Annotated in this window: 27 protein-coding genes and 1 tRNA gene; 19 read left to right on the top strand and 9 right to left on the bottom strand. The window is 71.2% G+C overall.

Annotated elements, in window-relative coordinates; genetic code table 11:
* Window position 1: 1 nt before the first annotated feature.
* Genes ACL00U_RS13470 through ACL00U_RS13460 form a run of 3 tightly spaced genes read left to right on the top strand, consistent with a single transcriptional unit; the run spans window position 2 to window position 2,952 of the window.
* The gene (locus ACL00U_RS13470; RefSeq protein ID WP_056070218.1) at window positions 2-802 is read left to right on the top strand and encodes an ABC transporter permease; all 801 of its coding nucleotides are present in this window, start codon (window positions 2-4) and stop codon (window positions 800-802) included.
* The gene (locus tag ACL00U_RS13465) at window positions 799-1,839 is read left to right on the top strand and encodes an ABC transporter ATP-binding protein (protein ID WP_263136671.1); all 1,041 of its coding nucleotides are present in this window, start codon (window positions 799-801) and stop codon (window positions 1,837-1,839) included. Before ACL00U_RS13470 ends, ACL00U_RS13465 begins: the two co-directional genes overlap by 4 nt.
* Window positions 1,840-1,851: 12 nt before the next feature.
* Window positions 1,852-2,952 carry a calcium:proton antiporter gene (locus tag ACL00U_RS13460; protein WP_017888287.1) on the top strand — a complete coding sequence of 367 codons (1,101 nt, stop codon included), beginning with the start codon at window positions 1,852-1,854 and terminating at the stop codon, window positions 2,950-2,952.
* A 142-nt stretch (window positions 2,953-3,094) separates the two neighbouring features.
* Here ACL00U_RS13460 and ACL00U_RS13455 read toward each other — a convergent pair whose 3' ends face one another.
* The 3 genes from ACL00U_RS13455 to ACL00U_RS13445 are packed head-to-tail and all read right to left on the bottom strand — an operon-like array spanning window position 3,095 to window position 5,844.
* A complete protein-coding gene (locus ACL00U_RS13455) occupies window positions 3,095-3,343 on the bottom strand; it encodes a MoaD/ThiS family protein (RefSeq protein ID WP_042540574.1) in 249 nt (82 codons plus the stop codon).
* A gap of 3 nt (window positions 3,344-3,346) precedes the next feature.
* Window positions 3,347-4,399 carry a GTP 3',8-cyclase MoaA gene (gene moaA / locus ACL00U_RS13450; protein ID WP_412873492.1) on the bottom strand — a complete coding sequence of 351 codons (1,053 nt, stop codon included), beginning with the start codon at window positions 4,397-4,399 and terminating at the stop codon, window positions 3,347-3,349.
* A 5-nt stretch (window positions 4,400-4,404) separates the two neighbouring features.
* Window positions 4,405-5,844 carry a glycosyltransferase 87 family protein gene (locus ACL00U_RS13445; RefSeq protein ID WP_071250655.1) on the bottom strand — a complete coding sequence of 480 codons (1,440 nt, stop codon included), beginning with the start codon at window positions 5,842-5,844 and terminating at the stop codon, window positions 4,405-4,407.
* 87 nt (window positions 5,845-5,931) lie between these two features.
* Here ACL00U_RS13445 and ACL00U_RS13440 point away from each other — a divergent pair, with 87 nt between their 5' ends.
* From ACL00U_RS13440 to pheA, 4 genes are all read left to right on the top strand, one after another.
* Entirely contained in the window at window positions 5,932-7,320 is a 1,389-nt protein-coding gene (locus ACL00U_RS13440) for a molybdopterin-dependent oxidoreductase (RefSeq protein WP_071250652.1), read from the top strand.
* The gene (locus ACL00U_RS13435) at window positions 7,317-7,787 is read left to right on the top strand and encodes a hypothetical protein (RefSeq protein WP_017888292.1); all 471 of its coding nucleotides are present in this window, start codon (window positions 7,317-7,319) and stop codon (window positions 7,785-7,787) included. The genes ACL00U_RS13440 and ACL00U_RS13435 overlap by 4 nt, the downstream gene beginning before the upstream one ends.
* A 28-nt stretch (window positions 7,788-7,815) precedes the next feature.
* The gene (locus tag ACL00U_RS13430; RefSeq protein WP_042540579.1) at window positions 7,816-8,361 is read left to right on the top strand and encodes a MarR family winged helix-turn-helix transcriptional regulator; all 546 of its coding nucleotides are present in this window, start codon (window positions 7,816-7,818) and stop codon (window positions 8,359-8,361) included.
* A gap of 62 nt (window positions 8,362-8,423) precedes the next feature.
* A complete protein-coding gene (gene pheA / locus ACL00U_RS13425; protein ID WP_412873491.1) occupies window positions 8,424-9,380 on the top strand; it encodes a prephenate dehydratase in 957 nt (318 codons plus the stop codon).
* Window positions 9,381-9,419: 39 nt separating this feature from the next.
* Here the strand turns inward: pheA and ACL00U_RS13420 are convergent, their stop codons facing one another.
* Window positions 9,420-10,490, bottom strand: coding sequence for a diacylglycerol/lipid kinase family protein (locus tag ACL00U_RS13420; protein WP_052481911.1), 1,071 nt, complete (start codon window positions 10,488-10,490; stop codon window positions 9,420-9,422).
* A gap of 55 nt (window positions 10,491-10,545) precedes the next feature.
* On the opposite strand from ACL00U_RS13420, the gene serS reads away from it, so the two are divergent.
* The 5 genes from serS to ACL00U_RS13395 all read left to right on the top strand — a co-directional run bounded on the left by serS (window position 10,546) and on the right by ACL00U_RS13395 (window position 13,928).
* Complete coding sequence (gene serS, locus ACL00U_RS13415; RefSeq protein ID WP_017888296.1) at window positions 10,546-11,808, top strand: serine--tRNA ligase; 1,263 nt, start codon at window positions 10,546-10,548, stop codon at window positions 11,806-11,808.
* Complete coding sequence (locus ACL00U_RS13410; protein ID WP_214519465.1) at window positions 11,805-12,668, top strand: HAD family hydrolase; 864 nt, start codon at window positions 11,805-11,807, stop codon at window positions 12,666-12,668. The genes serS and ACL00U_RS13410 overlap by 4 nt, the downstream gene beginning before the upstream one ends.
* A gap of 82 nt (window positions 12,669-12,750) precedes the next feature.
* Window positions 12,751-12,835: transfer RNA gene (locus ACL00U_RS13405), tRNA-Ser, on the top strand.
* Window positions 12,836-12,837: 2 nt separating this feature from the next.
* Window positions 12,838-13,368, top strand: a complete 531-nt coding sequence (locus tag ACL00U_RS13400; protein WP_214519484.1) for a GNAT family N-acetyltransferase — start codon at window positions 12,838-12,840, stop codon at window positions 13,366-13,368.
* Entirely contained in the window at window positions 13,365-13,928 is a 564-nt protein-coding gene (locus tag ACL00U_RS13395) for a GrpB family protein (protein WP_071250640.1), read from the top strand. The genes ACL00U_RS13400 and ACL00U_RS13395 overlap by 4 nt, the downstream gene beginning before the upstream one ends.
* An 84-nt stretch (window positions 13,929-14,012) precedes the next feature.
* On the opposite strand, the gene ACL00U_RS13390 is transcribed toward ACL00U_RS13395, so the two are convergent.
* A complete protein-coding gene (locus tag ACL00U_RS13390; RefSeq protein WP_412873490.1) occupies window positions 14,013-14,708 on the bottom strand; it encodes an SDR family oxidoreductase in 696 nt (231 codons plus the stop codon).
* A gap of 84 nt (window positions 14,709-14,792) precedes the next feature.
* Here ACL00U_RS13390 and ACL00U_RS13385 point away from each other — a divergent pair, with 84 nt between their 5' ends.
* Window positions 14,793-15,248, top strand: coding sequence for a winged helix-turn-helix transcriptional regulator (locus ACL00U_RS13385; RefSeq protein ID WP_263136658.1), 456 nt, complete (start codon window positions 14,793-14,795; stop codon window positions 15,246-15,248).
* Between the two features lie 71 nt (window positions 15,249-15,319).
* Here ACL00U_RS13385 and ACL00U_RS13380 read toward each other — a convergent pair whose 3' ends face one another.
* The gene (locus ACL00U_RS13380; RefSeq protein ID WP_042540619.1) at window positions 15,320-16,342 is read right to left on the bottom strand and encodes a LacI family DNA-binding transcriptional regulator; all 1,023 of its coding nucleotides are present in this window, start codon (window positions 16,340-16,342) and stop codon (window positions 15,320-15,322) included.
* A gap of 66 nt (window positions 16,343-16,408) precedes the next feature.
* On the bottom strand, window positions 16,409-17,689 hold the full coding sequence (locus ACL00U_RS13375; RefSeq protein WP_374101221.1) for a Gfo/Idh/MocA family protein: 1,281 nt from the start codon (window positions 17,687-17,689) through the stop codon (window positions 16,409-16,411).
* Window positions 17,690-17,891: 202 nt separating this feature from the next.
* Between ACL00U_RS13375 and ACL00U_RS13370 the strand changes: the two genes are divergently transcribed.
* The 3 genes from ACL00U_RS13370 to ACL00U_RS13360 are packed head-to-tail and all read left to right on the top strand — an operon-like array spanning window position 17,892 to window position 21,219.
* Complete coding sequence (locus tag ACL00U_RS13370) at window positions 17,892-18,866, top strand: carbohydrate ABC transporter permease (RefSeq protein ID WP_081612346.1); 975 nt, start codon at window positions 17,892-17,894, stop codon at window positions 18,864-18,866.
* Window positions 18,867-18,877: 11 nt separating this feature from the next.
* Window positions 18,878-19,819 carry a carbohydrate ABC transporter permease gene (locus ACL00U_RS13365; RefSeq protein ID WP_175470719.1) on the top strand — a complete coding sequence of 314 codons (942 nt, stop codon included), beginning with the start codon at window positions 18,878-18,880 and terminating at the stop codon, window positions 19,817-19,819.
* Window positions 19,820-19,845: 26 nt separating this feature from the next.
* Window positions 19,846-21,219, top strand: coding sequence for an ABC transporter substrate-binding protein (locus tag ACL00U_RS13360; RefSeq protein WP_056071014.1), 1,374 nt, complete (start codon window positions 19,846-19,848; stop codon window positions 21,217-21,219).
* A gap of 667 nt (window positions 21,220-21,886) precedes the next feature.
* On the opposite strand, the gene ACL00U_RS13355 is transcribed toward ACL00U_RS13360, so the two are convergent.
* Together ACL00U_RS13355 and ACL00U_RS13350 are read right to left on the bottom strand one after the other, a co-directional pair.
* On the bottom strand, window positions 21,887-22,315 hold the full coding sequence (locus tag ACL00U_RS13355) for a BLUF domain-containing protein (RefSeq protein WP_017888306.1): 429 nt from the start codon (window positions 22,313-22,315) through the stop codon (window positions 21,887-21,889).
* Between the two features lie 76 nt (window positions 22,316-22,391).
* On the bottom strand, window positions 22,392-23,546 hold the full coding sequence (locus ACL00U_RS13350; protein ID WP_017888307.1) for an AI-2E family transporter: 1,155 nt from the start codon (window positions 23,544-23,546) through the stop codon (window positions 22,392-22,394).
* Window positions 23,547-23,637: 91 nt separating this feature from the next.
* Here ACL00U_RS13350 and ACL00U_RS13345 point away from each other — a divergent pair, with 91 nt between their 5' ends.
* From ACL00U_RS13345 to ACL00U_RS13335, 3 genes are read left to right on the top strand one after another with little or no spacing between them, the layout of a single operon-like run.
* Window positions 23,638-24,402, top strand: coding sequence for an MSMEG_4193 family putative phosphomutase (locus tag ACL00U_RS13345; RefSeq protein ID WP_042540585.1), 765 nt, complete (start codon window positions 23,638-23,640; stop codon window positions 24,400-24,402).
* Window positions 24,403-24,450: 48 nt separating this feature from the next.
* On the top strand, window positions 24,451-24,978 hold the full coding sequence (locus tag ACL00U_RS13340) for a DUF3090 domain-containing protein (RefSeq protein WP_017888309.1): 528 nt from the start codon (window positions 24,451-24,453) through the stop codon (window positions 24,976-24,978).
* On the top strand, window positions 24,975-25,733 hold the full coding sequence (locus ACL00U_RS13335) for an SCO1664 family protein (protein WP_056070262.1): 759 nt from the start codon (window positions 24,975-24,977) through the stop codon (window positions 25,731-25,733). Before ACL00U_RS13340 ends, ACL00U_RS13335 begins: the two co-directional genes overlap by 4 nt.
* The last annotated feature ends 6 nt before the right edge of the window (window positions 25,734-25,739 follow it).

Raw genomic sequence — 25,739 nt, 5'->3', positions numbered from 1 at the left:
CGTGGCGCCGCGCGCTGACGGACGGCCGCCGGTCGCGTGGTGGCTCCCGCTGCCCGCGGTGCTCGGCGGACTGTTCGTCGTCGTGCCGGTGCTCGCGATGCTCGGTCGGGTGGACTGGTCGTCGTTCGTCGGGCTCGTGACCTCCACCGCGTCGCTGACCGCGCTCGGGCTCAGCCTCGGCACGGCGCTCGCGGCCACCGGGGTCGCGTTCGTCCTCGGGTACCCGCTCGCCGTGCTGTTCGCGCGGTCACGCTCACGCTGGGTCGGTGTCGCACGGGCGGTCGTGCTCCTGCCGCTCGTGCTGCCGCCGGTGGTCGGTGGCCTCGCGCTGCTCGCGGCCTTCGGTCGGCTCGGGGTGGTCGGAGCGTTCCTCGACGACCACGGGCTGCACATCGCGTTCACCACGACCGCGGTGGTCATCGCCCAGACCTTCGTCGCGATGCCGTTCCTGGTGTCCTCGGTCGAGGGGGCGCTCCGTGTCGAGGGCGACCGGTACGAGCGGGTCGCCGCGACCCTGGGCGCCGGGCCGACCCGGACCTTCCTGACCGTCACGACGCCGCGGGTCCTGCCGGGGATCGTGTCCGGGCTCGTGCTCTGCTTCGCCCGGGCACTCGGCGAGTTCGGGGCGACCCTGACCTTCGCCGGCAGCCTGCAGGGGGTCACCCGGACCCTGCCGCTCGAGGTCTACCTGCAGCGCGAGGTCGACCCGGACACCGCGGTGGCCCTGGCCGTCGTGCTCGTGGTGGTCGCCGTCGTGGTCATCGGGGCGTCGTCGATCCGCACCCGCGGAGCACTGGCGTGACGGGCGCGGAAACCGTGGCCGTCCGGGCGCACGTCGTCGTCGGGTCGCGGGACGTCGACGTCACGATCGAGGTCCGCGCGGGGGAGTGCGTGGCGGTCATCGGGCCGAACGGTGCCGGCAAGTCCACGGTGCTCGAGGCCCTGGCCGGACTGCTGCCGATCGACGCCGGCCGGATCGAACTCGACGGCGTCCGCGTGTCGGACCCACGGCACACCGTCCCCGCACACCGCCGCCGGACCGGGCTCGTCGCACAGCGGTCCGACCTGTTCCCGTTCCTCGACGTCGTCGGGAACGTCGCCTTCGGACCCCGTGCCGCCGGAGCCGGTCGCGCCGCCGCCCGGGAGCGTGCCCGCGATGCGCTCGACGCCGTCGGGGTCGCCGACCTGGCCGCCCGCGACCCCCGGACGCTCTCCGGCGGTCAGGCGCAGCGCGTCGCGATCGCCCGCGCGCTCGCCACCGACCCCGCGGTGCTGCTGCTCGACGAACCGACCTCGGCGCTCGACGTCGGCTCGCAGGACGAGGTCCGCGCAGCGCTCCGGACCGCGGTCGCCGGCCGGCCCGCCGTGCTCGTCACGCACGACCCGGTCGAGGTCGTCGCCCTGGCCGACCGCGTCGTCGTGCTCCAGGGCGGCCGGGTCGTCGAGCAGGGCACCCCCGCGGCCGTGCTCGGCCGTCCGACCAGCGCGTTCGCCGCGACGTTCTCCGGGCTCGCGCTGGTGCGCGGGACCGCCACCGGGGGTGGGATCGCGATCGACGGCGGGGGTGCGCTGGCGTCGGGGACGCACGCCGTGCCTCCCGGCCGGCCCGCCCTGGCCGCCTTCCACCCGACGGCCGCCGTGCTGACGCGGGACGGCGCCGGAGCCGCGCGCACCGTCTCGTCGCTCGAGCCGCGCGACGGACTGGTCCGCGTCCGCGCCGGCGACCTGGTGGCGGACCTGACGCTCGCCCGGCTGACCGCGCTCGGCATCGTCCCCGGCGACGCGGTGTGCATCGACGTCCCCGCGGCCGAGGTGGCGGTGTACGCGCCCCGCGGTTGAGACAATGGTCCGATGACCTCCTGGTTCCCCAAGGTGTGGCCCGTGGCCACGCCGATCCTGGCGGCCGTCGTGCTCGCGTTCTCGTACGGCCGCTACGGACTCGGCACCGCCGTGGTGGTCGTCGTCGCCGTCGTGCTCGCGGTCACGGTGCTCGCGGCCGTCCACCACGCCGAGGTCGTTGCACACCGGGTCGGGGAACCGTTCGGGTCGCTCGTGCTGGCCGTCGCCGTGACGATCATCGAGGTCGCGCTCATCATCTCGCTGTCGAGCTCCGGCGGTGCGCAGGCCGAGACCCTGGCGCGCGACACCGTGTTCTCGGCGGTGATGATCACGATGAACGGGCTCGTCGGCCTCGCGATCCTGATCGGGACCCTGCGGCACAACACCGTGCGCTTCAACCAGGAGGGTGCGAGCGCCGCGACCATGACGGTGGCCGCGCTCGCCGTGCTGACCCTGGTGCTGCCGACGTTCACCACCGGCACCGACGACGCGTCCTTCACCGGCACGCAGCTGGTGTTCGTCGCCATCGCGTCACTCGTGCTCTACGGGTTGTTCGTCGTCACGCAGACCGTGGCGCACCGCGACTTCTTCCTGCCGGTCAACCGTGCCGGCGGGGTGCTCGTCGAGTCCGAGGACGCCCACGCCGCACGCCCGTCCGGCCGCACCACGATGGTGTCGCTCGGGTTGCTCGTCGTCGCGCTCGTCGCCGTGGTCGGACTCGCCAAGGTGGAGTCGCCCGCGATCGAGGCCGGGGTCGCCGCCGTCGGGTTCCCGCCGTCGTTCGTCGGTGTCGTGATCGCGCTGCTCATCCTGCTGCCGGAGGGCATCGCGGCGTCGAAGGCCGCCGCACGGAACCGGATCCAGACGAGCCTGAACCTGGCGATGGGGTCCGCGATGGCGTCGATCGGGCTGACGATCCCGTCGATCGCGGTCGCGTCGCTGTTCATGCCGGGGACCCTGCTGCTCGGGCTCGGGCCGTCGCAGATCGTGTTGCTCGCGTTGACGATCGTCGCGGCGGTGCTCACGGTGCTGCCCGGTCGTGCGACGCGACTGCAGGGTGGGGTGCACCTGGTGATCTTCGCCGCGTTCATCGTGCTGTCCGTCTCGCCGTAGGGCGCGGGCGGGGCGGGCGCGGGGCGGGCGTACCTGGTCGAATCGGGCGTTCCTGGTCGGAAGTTCGCACCAGGTATGCCCGGAAGCACCAGGCATCGCGGGTGTTCTGGGAAGGAACGGGCGCGCCGCTCAGCCGCCGAACTCAGCCCCCGGCGAAGGGCGGCATGACGTCGACGACCTCCACGCCCGACAGCGAGGTCGCCCGGTCGCGCGTGGTCACACCGTCGACCAGGTACGAGCAGCGCTCCTGCAACGCACTCCAGCGCGCAGGGTCTGCCACGGCAGCCGTGTCGATCGCTCCGAGGGCCGCGTCGATGGTGGCGCCCGACGTGGTCAGCGAGTCGACACCCACGGCAGCCCGGGCCGCGGCGAAGAACCGGATCGTGGTCATGGCTCAGCCGCCGATCGCGCTCATGCCGCGGGTCGGGTGCACGAGCTCGTCGCTGTCGTCACCGTGGTCGCGGGGCTTCGCCCACATCGCGAGCCGCCACAGCTCGGCGACCTGGTCGTCGTCTGCCCCGGAGCGCATCGGCCCGAGCACGTCGGTCTCCTCGTCGGAGAACAGGCAGCTGCGCACGTGGCCGTCGGCCGTGAGCCGGGTGCGGGTGCAGTCGGCGCAGAACGACTCGGTGATGCTCGCGATGATCCCGACGGTGCCGAGCGGTTCGCCGGTGACGGCATCGTGCACGCGGTACCGCTCGGCCGGGGCGCCGTCGCGCGGGGCGTCGTCCGGCGTGAGCACGAACGACGTCGCCAGCAGCGCGCGGGTCTCGGCCGCGGTGATCATCTCGGTGCGGTCCCAGGCGTGGTCGGGGTCGAGCGGCATCTGCTCGATGAACCGCAGCTCGTAGCCACGCTCCAGGCACCAGCGGAGGAGCTCCGGGGCGGCCTCGTCGTTGATCCCGCGCAGCAGCACCGCGTTCACCTTGATGTCGAGCCCGGCGTCGTGCACGGCCGACAGCCCGGCGATGACCTTGTCGAGGAACGGGCGTCGGGTCACGGTGGTGAAGACGTCGGGGTCGACGGTGTCGAGCGACACGTTCACGCGTCGCAGTCCGGCGTCGTACAGGCCCTGGGCGCGGTGGGCCAGGCCGATCGCGTTCGTGGTGAGCGACAGCTCCGGGGCGTCGGGCAGTGCGGCGCACCGGGCGATCACGTCGACCAGGTCGTGCCGCAGCATCGGCTCGCCGCCGGTGAACCGGACCTTGCGGACACCGAACCGCGCCGAGCCGATCCGGACCAGCCGCTCGATCTCGGTCGCCGTCATCAGGGCTTCGTCGGGGGCGAACGGCAGCCCTGCCGCGGGCATGCAGTACGTGCAGCGCAGGTTGCAGCGCTCGGTGAGCGACACCCGAAGGTCGACGGCGCGACGCCCGAAGCGGTCGACGAGCCCGGTGGGAGCCGGGTCCACGGAGCCGGTCGTGCCGAGCAGGGTCGCGGGTGCCATGGTCGTCAGCGTACGTGCTCCACGCGTCGGAACGTCAGCCGCTCCCACCACCGGCGCCAGTCCGACCGGCTCGTCCGCAGCAGCGTGACGACCACGATGACCGCCACGGCCGCGAGCAGCCACCACCGGTAGGCGTCCGCCGACGGCCACACCCCGCGCAGCGCGATGGCCAGACCGATCGACAACCACTCCCACCGCCCGGACAGCACCACGAACGGGATGAGCAGCAGCGCGTACCAGGGGTAGCGCGGGGTCACGGCGAGGAACGTCACGCCGATCATCAGGACCTCGCCGGACCAGGGGCGCGCCGGGTCCGACAACCGCCACGCGACGAACGCCGCCAGCAGGACCAGGAGCCCGACCGCCAGGGTCCCGGCGTCGCCCTTGACCACGAGCGACACCAGCGCGAAGCGGGAGCCGTCCTCGTAGCCCTCCTCGTTCAGGTAGCCGGGCAGGTACCCGAGCACGTCGAGTCCGGTCGTCAGCACGTACGGCACGTAGAGCAGCCCGAACACCGCGATGCCGATCGGGATCGCCCACCACGCCCGCCCGCGGCCGAGCAACGGTGGGTACACGATCGCCGGGATGAGCTTCGTCGCGGTCGCGGCCCCGAGTGCGATCCCGCCCCAGATCGGCCGGCCGAACGCGACGAGCACGACACCGGCCGTGGCGAGTGCGGCGCCGACGACGTCGACGTGCGAATTGGTGACCGCCTCGGACGCGACGAGCGGCGACCAGGCCCAGAGCGCCGCCCACCAGGTCGGACGGCCGATCCGGCGGAGCACCACGACGAGCCCGATGGTCACGCCGAGCGACACGAGCAGGCCGGCGACCTGGAACGGCAGGTACTGCGCCGTCGCCGGCACGAAGAACCGCACCGCCGCGAACCACAGCTGCGCCATCGGCGGGTAGATCGTCGTGACGTCCGGCCGGTTGATCGCGGTGCAGTGTCCGTCGGCGCCGTCGCCGAGTCCGCGGAACCGGGGCTTCAGCGGGTCGCACGTGCCGTCCACCTTGTCGGGGAACAACCAGTCGGGTCGCAGACCGGACAGTGCCGCGGATTGGGGGGTGTGCGCGTACGGTGAGACACCGGCATGCTGGACGATGCCGTCCCACGCGTACCGAGCGGAGTCGGTGCTCGTGTTCGGCGGGCCGACCAGGGCAGCGATGCCGATCACCACCGCTCCGCCGATGACCATGGTGGTCATCCACCGGACGGGCACGAAGCGCACCGCGAGCACGGCGATGACGAAGACGGTCCAAGCGATCAGCGTCCACGCAACGAATGCAGAACGATGGCCCGATCGGAGGAACCCCAGATGCGTGACGCCGACGGCGATGACGCCCGACAGGGCCAGCACTCCGACGACGGCCAGCACGGTGCCGATCCGCGCGGCGGTGCCGTCGGCCAGGGACGGTCGGAGGGCACGCAGTCGGTCGCTCATGGTGCGTCGAGGCTATCCGGCGTCCAGCGTCTGCTGCACGACGGACGAGCAGCTCTGGCGTCCCCCAACCGCAACGCCCGCTCGGCGGTGGTGCTCGGACGCCTGCTCGGCATCGCGTTCCTGATCTGCTTCGGTACCGGGATCTACAGCCACCTGCTGCAGGAACCGCTCGGCTGGATGCGGTTCCCGACACGGCCGACGCAGCTGTACCAGTTCACGCAGGGCCTGCACATCACGACCGGGATCGCGATCATCCCGCTGCTGCTCGCCAAGCTCAACACCGTGATGCCCGCCCTGGTGCAGGTACCGCCGGTGCGCGGCGTGCTGCACCTGCTCGAGCGGCTGTCGATCGCGGTGCTCGTGTCCGCGTCGATCATCCAGGTCGTCACCGGCCTGCTCAACACGTACCAGTGGTACCCGTGGCCGTTCCCGTTCCGCCAGGTGCACAACGCGATGGCGTACGTGATCATCGGCTCGCTGGCCATCCACATCGCGGCCAAGCTGCGGGTCATCGCCCGCTACTGGCGGAAGCGCGACTCCTACGACGTGCACGGCCGGTTCATCGCGGACCCCGCGTCCGGCAGTGAGCTGCTCCCACCGGGCCTGGAGGATCGTGGTGCGTCCGCCCCGAGCGCTGCGGTCGCCGAGACCGCCGGGTCCACCGCCCCCGGCCTGTTGGGCCGCGTGTTCCGCTGGATCGATGGCGTCGACGGCGTCGACGCCGCCGGCGGCGCCGAGTCCCGTCCCACCGGACCGGAAACGGCCCCGGAGACCCGCGAGGTGTCCGAGGAGCCGAGTCCCGCCCAGCCGACGGCCGACGTGCCGGAGCCGGACCGGGCCTCCCGGCCGACGCCGGAAGCAGCCACCGGACGACGCCAGCGCATCGCCCGACGCGGGTTCTTCGCCGGTGTGACGGCGGCGACCGTGGGGGTCGTCGCGCTCACGGCGGGGCAGTCCTCGAAACTCGCGGAGCCGTTCAACGTCTTCGGCGCCCGTGGGCGTGGCATCGGCGCGAACGGCCTGCCGGTCAACCGCACCGCGCGTGCCGCCGGCGTGCTCGCCAGCGCGACCGCAGCCGACTGGACGCTCACCGTCGTCGGCCACGACGTGAGCCGGACCTTCGTCCGGGCGGAACTCGTGGCGCTCGGCACCGCGCAGGTCGACCTGCCGATCTCGTGCGTCGAGGGCTGGAGCCAGATGGGTACCTGGAAGGGCGTGCGGATGCGCGACCTGCTCGACGCCGTGCAGGCGCCGCAGGGATCGCACGTGCGGGTGACGAGCCTGGAACGGCACGGCGGCTACCGGATCATGGACATGGGGCCGGAGTACGCCGAGGACCCGACGACGCTCGTCGCCCTCGAACTGAACGGCGCGACACTCGACCTGGACCACGGGTTCCCGGCGCGGATCATCGCTCCGGGGCGGCCCGGTGTGCTGCAGACCAAGTGGATCGAGAAGATCGAGGTGCTCCGGTGAAGGCCGCGCGGATCGTGCTCGTGGTGATCGGTGTGCTGGTCATCGCGTTCGGGGCGTACGTGCTCGTGACGTCCGTCACGCCGAAGCGCATCGGCGGGCTCGGGGTGTGGCTGCTCGCGGCGGTGGTGCTGCACGACGCGATCCTGTCGCCGTTCGTGGTCGGTGCCGGGCTGTTGCTGCGTCGGGCCGGACGCTCGTTGCGGGCCTGGGTGCTCGTCGTCGTGCAGGCGGCGATCGTGCTCGGCAGCGTGCTCGCCCTGGTGGTGCTGCCGGAGATCGCGGCCAAGGACCACGGGCAGAAGAACCCCACTGTGCTGCCGTTCGACTACGGCACGCGGCTGCTGCTCGTCGAGGGGGCGCTCGTCGTCGTCGTGGTGGTCGTGCTCGTGGTCGGGGTGCTGCGGTCGCGTCGCGCAGGTGGGCCGTCTGGTTCGGCCGGTTCGTCCGCGGTACGCAGCACTGGTTAAAGGGACAACCTTTCGGTATGATCAGGCCATGACCGAGGAGACCCCGTGGCTCACCCGCGAGCAGCTGCGCGCGTGGATGAAGCTCGTCGCGGTCATGGAACTCCTGCCGGCGGCGCTCGACCAGCAGCTCCAGCGTGACGCCGACCTGACGCACTTCGACTACATGGTCATCGCGATGCTCTCCGAGACCGACACCAGGACCCTGCGGATGTCCGCGCTCGCCTCGGCCACGAACGCCTCGTTGCCGCGGCTGTCGCACGTGGTGTCCCGGCTCGAGAAGCGCGGGCTCGTCACCCGGTGCCCGTCGACCTCCGACCGCCGGGCCACCGACGTCCGGCTGACCGACGCCGGCTACGCCACCATCGTCGACGCCGCTCCGGACCACGTCCGCACCGCCCGCCGGGTGGTCATCGACGCGCTCTCCGACGAGCAGGTCGCGCAGCTCGACGGCATCGCGGCGTCGCTCCTGACACGCCTCGACCCCGAGGGGCGGTTCGCGGCGCTGACCTACCCGCGCGAGGACGACGACACCGCGATCTGCGAGCAGCGGCTGACGGGTGCGGCGACGGACTGAGCGGCCCTGCGCGGTGCGCTGCGGACGATCGTCGGTCGTGGTGCTTGCAATAGGCTCGCCGCATGACCGACCCCGCCGCGCCGTCCGACACGTACTCCTACCTCGGACCCGCCGGCACCTTCACCGAGGCGGCCCTCAAGCTCGTCGAGGCCGCCGCCGGCAAGCCCTGGCGGAGCGTCAACAACGTCGGTGAGGCCCTGGACGACGTCATGTCCGGCCGCTCCGTCGGGGCCGTCATCGCGATCGAGAACAGCGTCGACGGCGGGGTCAGTGCCACGCAGGACGCCCTGGCCCGGATCCCCGGTGTGCGGATCGTGGGGGAGTACCTGGTCCCCGTCGACTTCGTGCTCGTCGCCCGACCCGGCACGACCCTGGCCGACGTCCGCACCGTGAACGCACACCCGGTCGCCTACGCGCAGACCCACAACTGGCTCGAGGCGAACCTGCCCGGCCACGGCCACATCCCGGCGTCGTCGAACGTCGCCGCGGCCCTCGCCCTGCTCGAGGCGGACCCCACGGCCGACGCCGCCGTCGCGCCGCCCGGCATCACCGACCACCACGACGTCGTCGTGCTCGCGTCGTCCATCGGGGACAACGCCTCGGCGGTCACCCGGTTCGTGCTCGTGTCGAAGACGCTCGCGCTGCCCGAACCGACCGGAGCCGACAAGACGAGCGTCATCGTCGAGCTGCCCGCCGACCACCCCGGCGCCCTGGTCGACATGCTCGAACAGTTCGCGACGAGGGGCATCAACATGGGGCTGCTGTCGTCACGGCCGATCGGTGACGAGCTCGGCCGCTACCGGTTCGTCATCGACCTCGACGGGCACGTGCGCGACGAGCGGGTGGCGGACGCGCTGCTCGGCCTGCGGCGGTTCAGCCCGCGTGTGACGTTCCTCGGGTCGTACCCGCGGGCAGACGGTGCCCGCCCCGAGGTGCCGGCGCGCTACTCGGACGCCGCCTTCGTCGAGGCGCGCGACTGGTTGCGCGCCATCGTGTCCGGCGAGCCCGGGGGGCGGTAGCGCGGACCGCGGCCCGCGGCCCGCACGACAGGGTCAGGCTCAGGGCACCTGGCGCGAGCCGTGGCGGTCGTCCGCCGGGTCCGGCACGCGCACGGAGAGCCCCATCGGATCGATCCGCGAGCGGAAGGCGATGACCTCGCCCACCGGGTCGCCGTCGATCTCGAACTCGTCGGGGCGCTCGAGCCGCGCCGTGAACTCCTGCCCACGCAGGTAGCGCAGGGGCCGTTCCTCGCGCGAACGCGACACGATCTTCTTGCCGACGGCGGTCTTGCCCAGGTTCGACCGGCGGAACGCCCGCAGGATCCCGTTCTCCCAGAACACCCGCGCCCCGATCCGGACCCAGCCGAAGAACCCGCGGGGACGCATCACGGCGATGTCGAACACGCCGTCGTCGATCTCGGCGTCGGGCAGCAGGATCGCGCCGGCCTGCAGCATGCCGCAGTTGCCGACGATGAGCGAGTGCGCCCGGAGCGAGTGGTTGCCGTCGTCGTCGAGCTGGTAGCGGAACTCGAACGCGTTCGCGTCGCGCACCGAGCGGAACAGCGAGTCGACGTAGGCGAGCCAGCCGACCTTCTTCTTCAGCTCGGGCCGGGTGTTCACGAGCATCCGGGCGTCGAGCCCGAGGCCGGCCATCACCAGGAAGCCGAAGCGTTCGCGCTCGCCGCCGGGACGCTCCACCTTGAGCATGCCGAAGTCGATCTTGCGGTCGTCGCCGTGGAAGATCGTCCGGACGCTCGCAGCCAGGTCGTCGAGGGGCAGCTTCATGTTGCGCGCGAGCAGGTTGCCGGTACCGCTCGGCAGCAGGGCCAGGGTCGAACCGGCCTCGTGCACGACCTCGGCGACCGCACGGACCGTACCGTCACCACCGGCCGCCGCGACGACGTCGGCACCGGCCTCGATCGCTTCGCGGGCCATGCCGCCGCCCGGGTCCTCTTCGGAGGTCTCGAACCACAGGGTCTCGGCCCAACCGGCCTGCTCCTGGTGTTCCTGGACCGTGCGCTTGAGGGTCGGCAGGTGCACCTTGACCGGGTTGTAGACCACCGCGGCCGTCCGCTGCTCGGTGGGGAGGGCGTCCTGGTCCGCGGGCGCGGTCTCCGAAGGGCTCGACATACGTCCACGCTACCGATCGAGGCTGCGTGCGGTTGCCCCTGTCTAGGATGGAGCGGTGATCGATCCACAGCTGCTCCGCGACAACCCGGACGTCATCAAGGCTTCACAGCGGGCACGCCGTGCCTCCGAGGCCGTCGTGGACGAAGCCGTGGCCGCCGATTCCGCCCGCCGCAGCGCGATCACCTCGTTCGAGTCGCTCCGCGCCGAGCAGAACGCGTTCGGCAAGACCGTCGCCAAGGCCCCGAAGGACGAGAAGGCCGCGCTCGTGCAGCAGGCTCAGGCCCTCGCCGCCAAGGTGAAGGAGGCGCAGGCCACCGTCACCGCGGCCGAGGACACCTTCAACACCGTCGTCCGCGGCATCCCGAACGTCGTGCTCCCCGGGGTCCCCGAGGGCGGCGAGGACGACTTCGTCACACTCCGCACCGTCGGCACCAAGCCCGAGTTCGACTTCGAGCCGAAGGACCACGCCGACCTCGGCGAGCACCTCGGCATCATCGACATCCCGCGCGGCGTGAAGGTCTCCGGCTCACGCTTCTACTTCCTGCGCGGCATGGGCGCCCGGCTCGAGATCGCCTTGATGTCGCTCGGCCTCGACCGTGCGATCGCCGCGGGCTTCGAGCCGCTCATCACCCCGACGCTCGTGCGCCCCGAGACGATGGCCGGCACCGGGTTCCTCGGCGAGCACGCTGCCGAGGTCTACCGGCTCGAGGCCGACGACCTGTACCTGACGGGCACGAGCGAGGTCGCTCTGGCCGGCTTCCACGCCGACGAGATCCTCGACATCGAGAAGACCGCGCACCGCTACGCCGGCTGGTCGACCTGCTACCGGCGTGAGGCCGGGTCGGCGGGCAAGGACAACCGCGGCATCCTCCGCGTGCACCAGTTCAACAAGCTCGAGATGTTCACCTACGTGCATCCCGACCAGGCCGAGGCCGAGCACGAGAAGCTCGTCGGGTACCAGGAGCAGATGCTGCAGGACCTCGGGCTGCACTACCGCGTGATCGACGTCGCGGGCGGTGACCTCGGCACGAGCGCCGCGAAGAAGTACGACATCGAGGCCTGGGTCCCGACGCAGGGCACGTTCCGCGAGCTCACCTCGACGTCGAACTGCACGACCTACCAGGCCCGCCGCCTCGACATCCGCTACCGCACCGAGAGCGGCAAGACCGCCCCGGTCGCCACCCTGAACGGCACCCTCGCCACCACCCGCTGGATCGTCGCGATCCTCGAGACGCACCAGCAGGCCGACGGTTCCGTCGTCGTGCCGGAGGTCCTGCGCCCCTACCTCGGTGGCGTCGAGGTGATCGAGCCCCGATGAGCACCCAGGGACGGTTCGTGGACGGATCCGAGCAGGGCGCCGGCGCCGAGGCACCCGCGCGAACCAAGCGCTGGCTGGTCGCGCTCGACATCGACGGCACCACCATGCGTGAGGACGGTGTCATCACCGAGGCCGTCGTCGCCGCCGTCCGGAACGCCGAGGCCGCCGGGCACGAGGTCATGCTCTCCACCGGCCGCAGCGAGGGCATGACCGTGCCCCTGCTCGAGACCCTCGGCATCCGGCCGAAGTACCTGGTCTGTGCCAACGGTGCGCTCGTCCTGGCCCGTCGCGCCGACGGCTCCTACGTGCGCGAACACGTCGAGCGGTTCGATCCGTCCGAGGTGCTGCAGACCATCCACGGTGCGCTCGAGAACGCCGCGTTCGGCGTCGAGGACGAGACCGGTCACTTCCTGCTGTCCGGCAACTTCCCCGACGACACGATGACCGTCGAGGGTGAGCACGTGCCGTTCGAGCAGCTGCTCGGCGTCGAGGCCACCCGCGTCGTCGTCATCTCGCCCGGCCACGACACCGAGGACTTCCTGCAGATCGTCGAGCAGATGGGCCTGCACAAGGTCTCCTACTCCGTCGGCTGGACCTCGTGGCTCGACATCGCCCCCGAGGGCGTCACCAAGGCCACCGCCATGGAACGCGTCCGCGAGTGGCTCGACATCCCGCGTTCCCGCGTCTTCGCCGCGGGAGACGGCCGCAACGACATCGACATGCTCCGCTGGGCCTCGACCTCCGGTCGCGGCATCGTCATGGGCCAGGCCCCCGACGACGTCGTCGACGCCGGCAACGAGCTCACCGGCGGCATCGCCGACGACGGCTTGGCAGCGGCGCTCGACTCGCTTCCGCGCTAGTCCGCCTCCGCGCGCACCCCTGCCTGGAGGCCCGTTAGACTTCCAGGGACGCGATCACGTCTCGCCACGTGGTCGCGTCACTGGAGGGTTGTCCGAGCGGCCGATGGAGCCTGTCTTGAAAACAGGTGGGCAGAGATGTCTCGTGGGTTCGAATCCCACACCCTCCGCGATGGACACACGGTTGCGCCCACTCCGCCTCGACGACGCGGCCGTCCTGGCTGCGGTCATCACCGAGAACGCCGACCACCTACGACCGTGGGAACCGGCCCGTGCACCGTCGTACTTCACCGAGTCCGGGCAGCGGGACGTCATCACGCAGGCCCTCGCCGCGCAGCGGTCCGGCAACGCGGTGCCCTTCGTCATCGAGTCGACCGACGGGGAACTCCTCGGCCGCATCACGTTGAGCGGTGTCGTCCGCGGCGCCCTGCAGTCGTGCGCGATGGGGTACTGGATCCGCGCCGACCGCACGCGCCAGGGCCACGCATCCCGCGCTGTCCGCGCCGCGGCCGATCACGCGTTCGACGTGCTCCGTCTGCACCGCGTGCAGGCCGAGACCCTGCCCGAGAACGTCGGCTCGCAGCGCGCGCTCGAGTCGGCCGGCTTCACCCGGTACGGCTTCGCGCCGGAGTACATCAAGATCGACGGGGTCTGGCGCGACCACGTCATGTTCCAGCTCCTCGCCCCCACGCCGGTCCCGTGATCGAGGTCGTCGAGTACCGGTCGTCGTGGCCCGAGCGGTTCCGGCAGCTGCGCGATGCGTACGCCGCCGCACTCGACGACGCTGACGTGCGGTTCCGGAGCATCGAGCACGTGGGCAGCACGTCCGTGCCCGGCTTGGCGGCGAAGCCCGTGCTCGACGTCGACGTCGTGGTGGACGCTGCCGACGTCCCGGCTGCAGTTGCGGCGATGGCGACCATCGGCTTCGAGCCGCGGGGTGAACTGGGCGTCCCCTGGCGGCAGGCGTTCCGGGCGCCGGACCGCTTCGCCCCGACCAACACCTACGTCGTCGCGGCCGGGTCGCTCGCACTGCGGAACCACCTGGCCGTGCGCGACGTGCTGCGTGCCGACCCGGCGCTCCGCGACGAGTACGCCGCCGTGAAGCGCCGGGCAGCCACGGAGGCCGAGGACATCGACGACTACATCGAGCGCAAGAGCGAGGTGCTGGGACGGATCCTGCGCGTCGGTGGCCTGTCCGACGACGAGCGCGCCGCCATCACCGCCACGAACCGTCGGATCACGGACCGCGGCGCGGGCGGCTGACGCGATCGGGGCGGGTGGCGGTTCTGGTTCAGGAATCCGGGTGATCGTGAACCAGAACCGTCAGCGCCCGAACGGGAACAGGTCTCAGGCGCTGGCGAGCATCGGGTAGAGCGCAGTGAGCGGGGCGCTCAGGCCGGCACGGACGTCGCGGCTGACCTGGTCGGCGAGGACCTCGTGCTCGCCGGCCTCGACCGCGTCCCAGATCGACCGGACGATGTCGGCGGGGTCGGACTTCTCGACGTCGAGGTCGGCGATCATGCCGGTGTCGGTGTAGCCGAGGTGGGCGCCGACGACCTGGGTGCCCTGGGGTGCGAGCTCGAGGCGCAGGGAGTTCGTGATCGACCAGAACGCGGCCTTCGACGCCGAGTACGCGCCGGCGAGGGCGACCCAGCTCAGCGCGGAGTGCACGTCGACCAGCGCACCGTAGGCGATCGAGGGGGCGAAGGTCTTGGCGACGCGGAGTGCGCCGAAGACGTTGGTGGCGAAGATGCGCTCGACCTCTTCGACGGAGACGTCGACGAGCGGGTCGGAGCCGGCGATCCCGGCGTTGTTCACGACGACGGTCACGTCGGCTGCGGCGCGGGCTGCGGCGTCGACGCTCTCCTGGCTCGTGACGTCGAGGGCGAGCGGGACGATGCGCTCGTCGTCCCAGGTGCGCGGGTTGCGGGCGGTCGCGTAGACCTTGGTGGCGCCACGCTCCAGTGCCTGGCGGACGAACTCGGCGCCGAGGCCGCCGTTCGCTCCGGTGACGAGGACGACGGCGTTGGTGAGGTTGGTCATGAGTGCTCCAGAGAAGAGAAGTTGAGTACGGAAATCGAACCTAGCACGTTGTGTCCGGAAATCGAACCCAGCTAGGATGAACACATGCTCGGCATCCTCGGCGGCGACGAGCGCTGCCCCATCGCACGCTCCCTCGACGTCCTCGGCGAGAAGTGGACGCTCATGATCGTCCGCGACGCCCTCGGCGGCTCGACCCGCTTCAGCCAGTTCCAGCAGAGCCTCGGCATCCCGCGCGAGGTCCTGACCGCACGCCTGGCCTCACTCGTCGACGGGGGAGTGCTCGAGCGCACGACCTACAAGCCCGAGGGAGCCCGTGCCCGCGAGGAGTACGTCCTGACCGGCGCCGGCCGCGACCTGTCGCTCGTGCTGCTCGCCCTCGGCAGCTGGGCGGACCGGCACCGCCCGTCCGAGCGGCCGTCGGACCTGCGCTTCGTCGACGCCGACAGCGGCGAGGCGGTCGAGGCCGCCGCCGTGACGGTGGATGCGCAGCAGCGCATCCCGACCGCGCGCCTGCGTGCCGTCATGGAGCCGGCGCCCTGAACGCGACCAGCTGACGGACGGGAGGCCCGTTGCGGCCCCGCCCCCGAACCTCCAGTCCGCTTTTGGGTGCGTCAGCGACGCACGTCGCACCCGCAGCTCGCGCCGAGGACCAACTCGGCGGGGACCAGGTCACGGTGCCACTGGTTGTCGGCGTCGAGGCCGAGCACGCGGTCGACCGCGGCGACCGCCATCGTCTCGATCGGCTGCCGGACCGTGGTGAGCTGCGGGTTCGTGTAGTCCGCTTCGGCCGCGCCGTCGAACGACACGATCGCGACGTCCTCGGGGACGCGCAGACCGAGCTCCCACAGTGCCCGCATGACGCCGATCGCCTGCATGTCCGAGCTGACGAAGACGGCTCGGGGCCCGGTCTCGTCGGCGAACATGCGGAGTCCGGCTTCGTAGCCACCGCGGCGGGTGAAGTCGGTACGGACGATGGGCCCGTCGGGCAGGCCGGCCTGGCGCAGGGCACGCATCCAGCCCTGCTCGCGGAGCTCCATCGATCCGGTGTGCCCCATCACGAGGCCGATCGAGGGGTAGCCGTGCTCGACCAGGTGGCGGGTCCCGTCGAGGGCGCCGCGCAGGGCGTCGACACCGATGCTCGCGTACTCGGGGACCTCGAAGAACGTGTTGAGCAGGACCATCGGCAGGCCGGGGTCGGTGACGGTCGACAGGTCCGGGTGGGTCATGATGCTCGTCACGATGACACCGTCGACCTGGCGGGCGGAGAGGCTGCGGAGCCGCTCACGCTCCTGGGCGGCATCGCCGTCGCTGTTGGCGAGCAGGACGTCGTAGCCGCGTGCTGCGGCGGCGTGCGTGACGGCGACGGCGAGCTCGGACCAGAAGGGGTTGTCGAGCTCCGGAACGATCAGGCCGAGCATCTTCGACGAGCCGGTGCGCAGGGCCTGGGCGCTCGCGTTCGGGCGGTAGCCGAGGACGCGGATGGCCTCGCGGACACGTGCGGCGGTGGCGGCGGCGACGGGGCGGGGGCCGTCGTGCACGACGTAGCTGACGACGGAGGTGCTGACACCGGCGTAGCGGGCGACGTCCGCGCGGGTGACCGCCCTCGGGTTCGTCGGGACGGTCACGGGTGCCACCTTCGTCGGGTCCGGGAGCGTCGTTCGGGTGCCGGCCACGACGGACCGGCACCCGAACGACACGTGTTACTCGGACGCGATCGTAGCCGACGACGTGCTGCCGGCTGACGTCGGTGCGCTCGTCGGCGTCGCGGGCGTCGCTCCGGCGTTCGTCGTCTCCGGGGCGTCGCCGAAGTCCGGCACCTCGAGCCGGGCGCCGCCCTGCAGCGCCGACTGGTGGGCGATGATGCCCGGCAGGGTGAAGCGCGCGGCGGTCCAGGCGTTCACCGGCGGCAGGGTCCGGTCGACGACGGCGCGGACGAAGTCGTCGGCCAGGAACTGGTGGCTGCCCTCGTGCCCGGTCGGCACGCCGTCGTACTCGGCGGGCAGGCGGTCGGTGTCGTGCACCTCGGCGTAGCCGGACACGAACGCGTCACGCAGGGACGGGTCGACGTCGGCCAGGCGCGGGTCGTCGAGGGACATCGTCGCCTGGGTGTCGATCTTGTCGCTGATGTCGTACGAGTCCTCCTTGTCCTGCCACACGCTCGTCTTCGCGAGCTGCTCGAAGCTGGCCTCGGTGCCGAAGTAGCGGAACCGCGACTCGCGGATGTGCGACGGGTAGCCGACGCGACGCATCTCGTTGATGCGCATGACCCCGCCGTTGTCGAGCTCGAACAGGGCGGTGGCGTTCGAGAAGTCGTTGTCGAACTGGCTGACGTCCTTGTCGAAGACGCCGTCGCCGCGTTCGTCCTTCACGCCGATGCAGCTGACGCTGACCGCGTGCCCGGGGATCGCGCCGAGGACCCCGCCGACGGAGTGCGTCGGGTAGAGCATGGGCGGGTAGCTGGCGGTGCGCTTCCACTCGTCGCCGCCGCTGTACTGGTACGCGGCGTAGAAGCCGAGGTCCATGTCGTGCACGTAGTCGCCCTCGGCGTAGAAGACCCGACCGAAGGCGCCGGCGGCGACCTGCTTGCGGGCGAACACCGTCGCGGGGTTGTAGTAGCTCGTCTCGCCCATCATGTAGGTCAGGCCGGTCTCGCGGACCGCCTGGATGATGTCGCGGATCTCGTCGACCGAGATCGCCATCGGCACGGCGGAGTACACGTGCTTGCCGGCGCGCAGGGCCTTGACCACGAGCGGGCCGTGGGTCCAGCGCTGCGTGAAGATCGCGACGGCGTCGACGTCCGAGGCGAGGACGGCGTCGAAGTCGTCGAAGGTGCCGTCGAGGTGCTGCGTCTCGACGAGTTCGGATGCCCGCTCGTCGACCAGGTCCGTGACGTAGACCCGGTCGACGTCGGGGTGGAGCTTGAACAGCTTGGCGAACTGGGGGGCGAACTGGCCCGCGCCGACCATTCCGACAGAGATCATCAGTGACCTTTCCAGGGGTGTGGGATGCGTCGCCGAGCGGGTCGCTCCGATGCGATCGAGCGCCATCCTGACACACGCTGTCTACACGTGACAACCCCTGTCCACAGCACGGAAAAAGCCTCTTGCGAGCCGTGGTCCCCACGTGTAGATTCCCGGCTCACGGACTGCTGCACGTCAGTCCACCGCAGACGAAGGAGTCGCGATGGCAACCGAGAGCCCTGTGTCGTCACCCTTGACGACCGCCAGCACGAGACGGAGGAGTCGGTCCGCCGACCTCGCCCGTGCCCGCACCACCGCCCCGCGGCGCCGCCCCAGGAACGACCTGTGGCTCGCGCTCGTCTTCATCGCCCCGGCAGCCGTCGGGTTCGCGGTGTTCCTCGCCTGGCCGACCGTGCGGGGCATCTACCTGAGCTTCACCTCGTACAACCTGCTTACCGAGCCGGAGTTCACCGGCCTGCAGAACTACGCCCGACTGGTGCAGGACTCGATCTTCTGGCACTCGATGGTCGTGACGATCGAGTACGTCCTCATCAACATCGTCATCCAGACCGTCGTCGCGCTGTTCATCGCCGTGATGATGCACCGGCTGACCAAGTCGACGTTCGTGCGTGGCATCGTGCTCGCGCCCTACCTGGTGTCGAACGTCGTCGCCGCCCTGGTCTGGCTCTGGATCCTCGACACCCAGCTCGGCATCGGCAACGAGATGCTCGCAGCGCTCGGCCTCGACCGCATCCCGTTCCTGCAGAGCGACGTCTGGGGCATCCCCTCGATCGCGCTCATCAACGTCTGGCGACACGTCGGCTACACGGCGCTGCTCATCTTCGCCGGCCTGCAGTCCCTGCCCGAGACCGTGTACGAAGCCGGGCGCATCGACGGTGCGAGCGAGTGGAAGATGTTCTGGCGCATCACGGTGCCGCTGCTCCGCCCGATCCTGTCCCTGGTGCTGATCATCACCGTGATCGGGTCGTTCCAGGTGTTCGACACCGTCGCCGTCACCACGCAGGGCGGCCCCGCGAACGCCACGAACGTCGTGCAGAACTACATCTACAACCTGGCGTTCGGTCGGTTCCAGTTCGGCTACGCGTCCGCGGTCTCGGTCGCGCTCCTCATCGTCCTCAGCATCATCACGATCATCCAGTACCGACTCACCCGCTCGGGTGAGTCCGACCTGGACTGAACGGAAGCGCCATGACCACGACCCTCACCCGCTCCGTCTCCACGTCCCGCCCGCCCCGGATGGGCGCCGGCCACCGTCGCCGCCCGTCGCTCGGCCGGGTGCTCGCCTGGGTCGCGATGATCCTCGTCATCGTCGTCACCCTGTTCCCGTTCTACTGGATCCTGCGCACCGCGCTGTCGTCGAACACCGCGATCAACTCCGACCCCACCTCGCTGCTGCCCGTCGGGTTCAGCCTGGGCGGGTTCGAGCGGGTCTTCGGCCTGCAGTCCACCGAAGAGGCGTTGGCGCAGGGCGGCTCCGGCGCCGCGCTGAACTTCTGGCGGTACCTGCTCAACTCGATCCTGGTGTCGACGCTCGTCACCGTCGGCCAGGTGTTCTTCTCGGCAGCGGCGGCCTACGCCTTCGCCCGGCTGCGCTGGCCCGGCCGCGACAAGGTGTTCGGGGTGTTCCTGGCCGGGCTGATGGTCCCCGCGATCTTCACGCTGCTGCCGAACTTCACGCTCATCAAGCAGCTCGGGCTCGTCGACAACCTGCTCGGCATCGCCCTGCCGACGATGTTCATGACCCCGTTCGCGGTGTTCTTCCTGCGCCAGTTCTTCCTCGGCATCTCGAAGGAGGTCGAAGAGGCGGCGCTCATCGACGGCGCCGGCAAGGTCCGCGTGTTCTTCCGGCTCGTCATCCCGATGGCGGCCGCCCCGATCGCCACCCTCGCCGTGCTGACGTACATCACGAGCTGGAACGACTACTTCTGGCCGCTCATGGTGTCGTACACCGACAGCTCGCGGGTGCTGACCGTCGCGCTCGGCGTCTTCAAGTCGCAGACCCCGCAGTCCGGCACCGACTGGGCCGGGCTCATGGCCGCGACCCTGGTGGCGGCGCTCCCGATGATCCTGCTGTTCGGCGTCTTCGCCAAGCGGATCGTCAACTCCATCGGCTTCTCCGGGATCAAGTGACCCGGCTGTCGGACAGGACGAACACCATGACGAACCAACTGACCCGCCGCACGCTCTTCGCCGGCGGCGCCTCCGCCCTGGCCCTCGGTGCGCTCGCCGCCTGCTCGTCGCCCGGTCGGCGTACGACCAGCCGATCGGGTGCACGGACCGTGAGCTACTGGCTGTGGGACGCGAACCAGCAACCCGCCTACCAGGCCGTCGCCGACGCCTTCCACCGCGCGAACCCGGACATCACCGTGAAGATCACCCAGCTCGGGTGGAACGACTACTGGACCAAGCTCACCGCGGGGTTCATCGCCGGCACCGCGCCCGACGTCTTCACCGACCACCTGACGAAGTTCCCGCAGTACGCCGACCTCGACGTGCTCTACAAGCTCGACGAACTCGACGCGACCAAGGGCATCCGCGACGACGACTACCAGTCCGGGCTCGCCGAACTGTGGAAGGGCCAGGACGGCCACCGCTACGGCTCCCCGAAGGACTGGGACACCGTCGCGATGTTCTACGACAAGAAGGCGATGGCGAAGGCCGGGGTCTCCGCCGAGGAACTCGGGTCGCTCGAGTGGAACCCGGACGACGGCGGCACGTTCGAGCGGATGCTCGCCCGGCTGACGGTGGACTCCAAGGGCCGACGCGGCGACGAGGACGGCTTCGACAAGGACGACGTCGCCGTCTACGGCATCTCGTCGAACGGGTCGGGCGGCGACGGCTTCGGACAGACCCAGTGGTCGCCGTTCACCGGGTCGGTCGACTGGTTCTACACGAACGAGAACCCCTGGGGTGACAAGTTCCGCTACGACGAGCGGGTCGTGCAGGACACCCTCGCCTGGTACTACCGGCTGGCCGAGAAGGGCTACATGGCGAAGTACGGGGTGTTCTCCACCACGACCGGGCCCGAGGTCCAGCTCGGCGCTGGCAAGTGCGCGCTGTCGTTCAACGGCTCGTGGATGATCGGCTCGTACCTCGGCATGGACGACCTCGACGTCGCCGTCGCCCCGACCCCGATCGGTCCGGCGGGACACCGCGCGTCGATGTTCAACGGGCTCGGCGACTCGATCACGAAGCAGGCGAAGGACCCCGAGGCCGCGGCGAAGTGGGTGGCGTTCCTGGGCAGCGACGAGGCGCAGCGGATCGTCGGTCGGAGCGGGATCGTGTTCCCCGCTCGTCCCGCGGGCACCGAGGCCGCGGTGGCGTCGTTCCGGAAGCGCGGCCTGGACGTCTCGGCGTTCACCCGGCAGGTCGAGGAGGAAACGACGTTCCTGTTCCCGGTCACGAAGAACCCCGCCGACGTGCAGGCCCTGCTGCAGCCCGCCTTCGACGACGTCTACGCGAACGGCAAGCCGGTCTCGACGCTGACCGGGGTGAACGAGCAGGTGAACAACCTGCTCGCCCTCACCTGATCGCGCGCGGTGCGGGTCGGCCACGGGCCTCCCGTCCGACGGTGCGCACGGTGCGTGTGTGGTGACTGGGTGCGGGGTTGGTGGCGTGGTGCGGCGCTGTGAGCGCGCACGGTGTGGGCAAGCTCGCACCGGGTGGCGAAGCCCGCACGGTGCGGTGGCCGGGAGGCGCGGTGCGGGCCGGCCACGGGCCTCCCGTCCGGCGGTGCGCACGGTGCGTGTGTGGTGACTGGGTGCGGGGTTGGTTGCGTGGTGCGGCGCGGTAAGCGCGCACGGTGTGGGCAAGCTCGCACCGGGTGGCGGTGGGCGCACGGTGCGGTGGCCGGGAGGCGCGGTGCGGGCCGGCCACGGGCCTCCCGTCCGGCGGTGCGCACGGTGCGTGTGTCGTGACCGGGTGCGGGGTTGGTGGCGTGGTGCGGCGCTGGGGGCGCGCACGGTGTGGGCAAGCTCGCACCGGGTGGCGGTGGGCGCACGGTGCGGTGGCCGGGAGGCGCGGTGCGGGCCGGCCACGGGCCTCCTGTTCGGCGGTGCGCACGGTGCGTGTGTGGTGACTGGGTGCGGGGTTGGTGGCGTGGTGCGGCGCGGTAAGCGCGCACGGTGCGGGCAAGCTCGCACCGGGTGGCGAAGCCCGCACGGTGCGGTGGCCGGGCGGCGCGGCGCAGCCGACGGGTCAGAGGTCGTGCAGCTCGCGGTCGCGGAACCACTTCAGCAGCCAGGCCGCACTGGTCCGGTCGAACGAGCGCGGGAAGTCCATCGTGCCGGAGAGGAAGGGACTGAAGCCCGCTTCTGACCGGATGTCGGAGTCGTCGAGTGCTCGGTACGCCATCGACCAGCCGTCGAAGCGCCGGCGCTCGATGTCCTCGCGCACGAGCGACTTGACCTCACCGTGCCGCCGGTCCTTCGCGATGACGTCGTACCGGTCCTGCACGCTCCATGCCGGCCCCTCGAGCAGCTGCATGAACCGGCCGCCCTTGGCGAGCAGGAGCCCGGAGACCCCGAGCGCTTCGTTCCGCAGCCGGGACTCAGCGAGCAGCACCGCCATGGCCTGGTCGTCGAAGGGCACGACGGCACGACTCATGTAGACGATGGAGACGAGCACTCCTCCATACTGCTGGGTGGCAGGCCGTTGCGCGAAGTGGATGTCCGCAACGCGCCCCACGTATCGGCGCCGCGGATCAGCCCTGCGGCAGCTCGTGCGCGGTGACGTCCTCGTTGCGCTTCTTCCGCCAGGGGCGAGCCGGGGTGTTCGGGCCGTCCCACACCAGGATGGCGCCCCAGGCCGCAGCGATCAGCGGCACCGAGATGATCGCGCCCGTGATGCCGGCGAGCACGGTGCCGGCGGTCAGGCCGATCAGGATGACGAGGCCGTGCAGCTTGAGCGTCCGCCCCATCAGGACCGGCTGCAGCAGGTTGCCCTCGAGCTGGTTCACCAGCACCACGATGCCGATCACGATGAGCGCCTGCACCGGGCCGAGGGCGACGAGCGCGACGAGGGCGGCGAGGATGCCGGCAGCGGTCGCACCGACGATCGGGATGAACGCCGTGATGAAGACGATGACGGCCAGCGGCAGGGCCAGGGGCACGCCGACGATCGCGATGCCGACCCCGATGCCGATCGCGTCCACCGCGGCGACGGTGGCGGTGCCGCGGACGTAGCCGCCGAGGGTCGAGACGACCCGGTCACCGACACGACGTGCGCGGGCGTAGCGCTCACCGGTGAAGGGACGGAGCAGGAACTCCCAGATGCTCGGGCCGTCCTTGAGGAAGAAGAACAGCACGACGATCATCAGCACGAGCCCGGTCAGGAAGTTCGCGGTGGCCGACGCGCCCGCCAGCGCACCGGAGCCGAACTGGGCGCTCGTGACGAAGTCGGACGCCGACGCGACCGCGTCGTCGATCTGCTTGTCGGAGATCGAGAACGGCAGGTTCTTCGCGAACTCCTGCAGCTGCTGGAACCCGTCGACCGCCGACTTCTGCAGCTGCGACCACTGGTTCTCGACCGCGACGACGATGAGCCAGCCGATCAGGCCCAGGATCGCGAGCACGCCGATCAGGACGGCGAGGGTGGCGAGCACCGACGGCACGCGGTGCTTGCGCAGCCACGACACGACCGGGTGCATCGCCGACGCGATGATGAGCGCGAGGAGCACGGGGATCGTGACGACGCTCAGGATGTTGCTCGCCCAGACGACCCCGGCGACGACCACCACGACGATGATCAGCTGCAGGCACCGGGTCGCGAAGTGCCCGGCGGAGTCGGACCATGCGGCCTGGACCCTGGACGGCGGGGCTGGGGTGGTCGGGCGCGGAGCGTCGCGGAAGAACGGCATGCGCCAGACGCTACCGACCAGCGGGCCGCCGCGCCGCTTCTGACGGGCAACGCGTCGAGGGCAGCACGTCCGCGCGCCTAGGATCGGGCGCATGGCGACCGTCCTCCTCGTCCGTCACGGACGCACCACCGCGAACGCCACCGGCGTCCTGGCCGGACGCACCGCCGGCGTGCGACTCGACGCCGTCGGGCGGACCCAGGCCGAGCGGACCGCGGAGCGCATCGCCGCGGTGCCCGTGGTCGCCGTGGTGTCGAGTCCGCTCGAGCGCTGCCGACAGACCGCCCGCGCGATCCTCGACCGGCAGCCCGGCCGCCAGACCGACCGGCAGTCCGGCGCGTCCGATCTGCTGATCGAGCGGGCCATCACCGAGGCCGACTACGGGCAGTGGCAGGGCCGGAAGCTCGCCGACCTGGCGAAGGAGCCCCTCTGGCGCACGGTGCAGGCGAACCCCAGTGCCGTCGTGTTCCCCGGCGGCGAGTCCATGCAGACGATGCAGTCCCGTGCCGTCGCGGCCGTCCGGCGCATCGACGCCGAGGTCGAGGCGGAGCACGGACCCGGCGCGGTCTGGGTCGCGGTGAGCCACGGCGACATCATCAAGAGCGTCCTGGCCGACGCGTTCGGCATGCACCTGGACCTGTTCCAGCGCATCGGCGTCGGGCCGGCCTCGGTGTCGGTCGTGCGGTACGGCGAGCACCGCCCCGAGGTCGTCGCGACGAACACCGAGTCGGGCGACCTGTCCTGGCTGCGCACCGCCCCGGCTCCCAGCGGGGAGGCCGCGGTCGGCGGCGGCGCAGGACATCCGGAACCCGATGCGCACACCGGCACCGGGCGTCCGGCCCCCGACGCGCCCGGCTGACCTGCGCGACCCTGAACGGGCGGAGCCGAGCGCTCCTACAATGCGGGTATGCCCACCATCGTCCACGGCTTCGACTGGCCGGACCGCCTCGTCGTCGGCACCATCGGCCGTCCGGGTGAGCGCGCCTTCTACATCCAGGCCCGCTCCGGTCGACGCGTCACCAGCGTCGCGCTCGAGAAGGAGCAGACCTCCGTGCTCGCCGACAAGATCGACGAGCTCCTCGACGAGGTCGCGACCGTCGACGACAACCGCTTCAGCGTGCCGCCGTCCGTGCCCGCCGAACTCCGCGACCCGGAGCCCCTCGACCAGCCGGTCGAGGCCGAGTTCCGCGCCGGAGCGCTGAGCTTGGGCTTCGACCCGTCCACCGCCCAGGTCGTCATCGAGGCGTACCCGATCGACGACGAGGTCGAGATCGTGTCCGAGGAGAGCGAGGACGGCGTCGAGATCGAGGCCGTCGTGGAGATCCCCGAACCCGCCGAGCTGTTCCAGGTGAAGATCCCGGTCGGCACCGCCCGGGCATTCGTCGAGCGCACGCGTGAGGTCGTCGCCGCCGGTCGTCCGCCCGGCGACGCATGAGCGACGGATCGCTCTCCGTCCGGGCGCGCATCCGTGAGGCGTCCAACGCCACCTTCCTCGCCGACCTCGACGGCGCGACCGTCGTCTACAAGCCCGTCGAGGGCGAGCGCCCGCTGTGGGACTTCCCGGACGGCACGCTCGCCGGCCGCGAGATCGCCGCACACCTGGTCTCCGAGGCGTTCGGCTGGGGCGTCGTCCCGCCCACGTGGATGGGCGACGGTCCGTTCGGCCCCGGCATGGTGCAGCGCTGGCAGGACGTCGACCCCGAGCAGGACGCCGTCGACCTGGTGGCACCCGAACTCGCCGAGGCGGACGGTTCGCCCTGGCTGCCCGTGCTCGAGGCCATCGACGAGCGCGACCAGCCCGTCACGCTCGTGCACGAGGACTCCGAGGCCCTGCGCCGGATGGCCGTCTTCGACGTCGTCGTGAACAACGCCGACCGCAAGGGCGGGCACGTGCTCGCGATGCCCGACGGCCACCGCTTCGGCGTGGACCACGGGCTCACCTTCCACGTCGAGCACAAGCTCCGGACGGTCCTGTGGGGTTGGATCGGCGAGCCCCTCGGGCCGGACGAGCTCGAGGGCCTCGACCGCGTGTCCGAAGCCCTGCGCGGCGGGCTCGGCGACGAGCTCGCCGAGCACCTGACGGACGAGGAGATCGACACGCTCCGGGCGCGCTGCGCGGCCCTGCGCGCCGTCGGGATCTTCCCGCCGCCGCCGGGTCACGGCCCCGCCGTGCCCTGGCCGCTGTTCTAGACGCAC

The sequence above is a fragment of the Curtobacterium poinsettiae genome (assembly GCF_047226435.1).
GTDB classification, from domain to species: Bacteria; Actinomycetota; Actinomycetes; order Actinomycetales; family Microbacteriaceae; genus Curtobacterium; species Curtobacterium poinsettiae.
The sequence above is the reverse complement of the archived record's forward strand: the minus strand, read 5'-3'. Positions and strand labels throughout refer to the sequence as shown.

Bases quoted from the DNA above. Each gene is read 5' to 3' on its own strand.
- ACL00U_RS13460 (WP_017888287.1), top strand. From the start codon at position 1,852: ATGACCTCCTGGTTCCCCAAGGTGTGGCCCGTGGCCACGCCGATCCTG.
- ACL00U_RS13455 (WP_042540574.1), bottom strand. From the start codon at position 3,343: ATGACCACGATCCGGTTCTTCGCCGCGGCCCGGGCTGCCGTGGGTGTC.
- moaA (WP_412873492.1), bottom strand. From the start codon at position 4,399: ATGGCACCCGCGACCCTGCTCGGCACGACCGGCTCCGTGGACCCGGCT.
- ACL00U_RS13445 (WP_071250655.1), bottom strand. From the start codon at position 5,844: ATGAGCGACCGACTGCGTGCCCTCCGACCGTCCCTGGCCGACGGCACC.
- ACL00U_RS13430 (WP_042540579.1), top strand. From the start codon at position 7,816: ATGACCGAGGAGACCCCGTGGCTCACCCGCGAGCAGCTGCGCGCGTGG.
- pheA (WP_412873491.1), top strand. From the start codon at position 8,424: ATGACCGACCCCGCCGCGCCGTCCGACACGTACTCCTACCTCGGACCC.
- ACL00U_RS13420 (WP_052481911.1), bottom strand. From the start codon at position 10,490: ATGTCGAGCCCTTCGGAGACCGCGCCCGCGGACCAGGACGCCCTCCCC.
- ACL00U_RS13410 (WP_214519465.1), top strand. From the start codon at position 11,805: ATGAGCACCCAGGGACGGTTCGTGGACGGATCCGAGCAGGGCGCCGGC.
- ACL00U_RS13400 (WP_214519484.1), top strand. From the start codon at position 12,838: ATGGACACACGGTTGCGCCCACTCCGCCTCGACGACGCGGCCGTCCTG.
- ACL00U_RS13390 (WP_412873490.1), bottom strand. From the start codon at position 14,708: ATGACCAACCTCACCAACGCCGTCGTCCTCGTCACCGGAGCGAACGGC.
- ACL00U_RS13385 (WP_263136658.1), top strand. From the start codon at position 14,793: ATGCTCGGCATCCTCGGCGGCGACGAGCGCTGCCCCATCGCACGCTCC.
- ACL00U_RS13375 (WP_374101221.1), bottom strand. From the start codon at position 17,689: ATGATCTCTGTCGGAATGGTCGGCGCGGGCCAGTTCGCCCCCCAGTTC.
- ACL00U_RS13370 (WP_081612346.1), top strand. From the start codon at position 17,892: ATGGCAACCGAGAGCCCTGTGTCGTCACCCTTGACGACCGCCAGCACG.
- ACL00U_RS13365 (WP_175470719.1), top strand. From the start codon at position 18,878: ATGACCACGACCCTCACCCGCTCCGTCTCCACGTCCCGCCCGCCCCGG.
- ACL00U_RS13360 (WP_056071014.1), top strand. From the start codon at position 19,846: ATGACGAACCAACTGACCCGCCGCACGCTCTTCGCCGGCGGCGCCTCC.
- ACL00U_RS13350 (WP_017888307.1), bottom strand. From the start codon at position 23,546: ATGCCGTTCTTCCGCGACGCTCCGCGCCCGACCACCCCAGCCCCGCCG.
- ACL00U_RS13345 (WP_042540585.1), top strand. From the start codon at position 23,638: ATGGCGACCGTCCTCCTCGTCCGTCACGGACGCACCACCGCGAACGCC.
- ACL00U_RS13340 (WP_017888309.1), top strand. From the start codon at position 24,451: ATGCCCACCATCGTCCACGGCTTCGACTGGCCGGACCGCCTCGTCGTC.
- ACL00U_RS13335 (WP_056070262.1), top strand. From the start codon at position 24,975: ATGAGCGACGGATCGCTCTCCGTCCGGGCGCGCATCCGTGAGGCGTCC.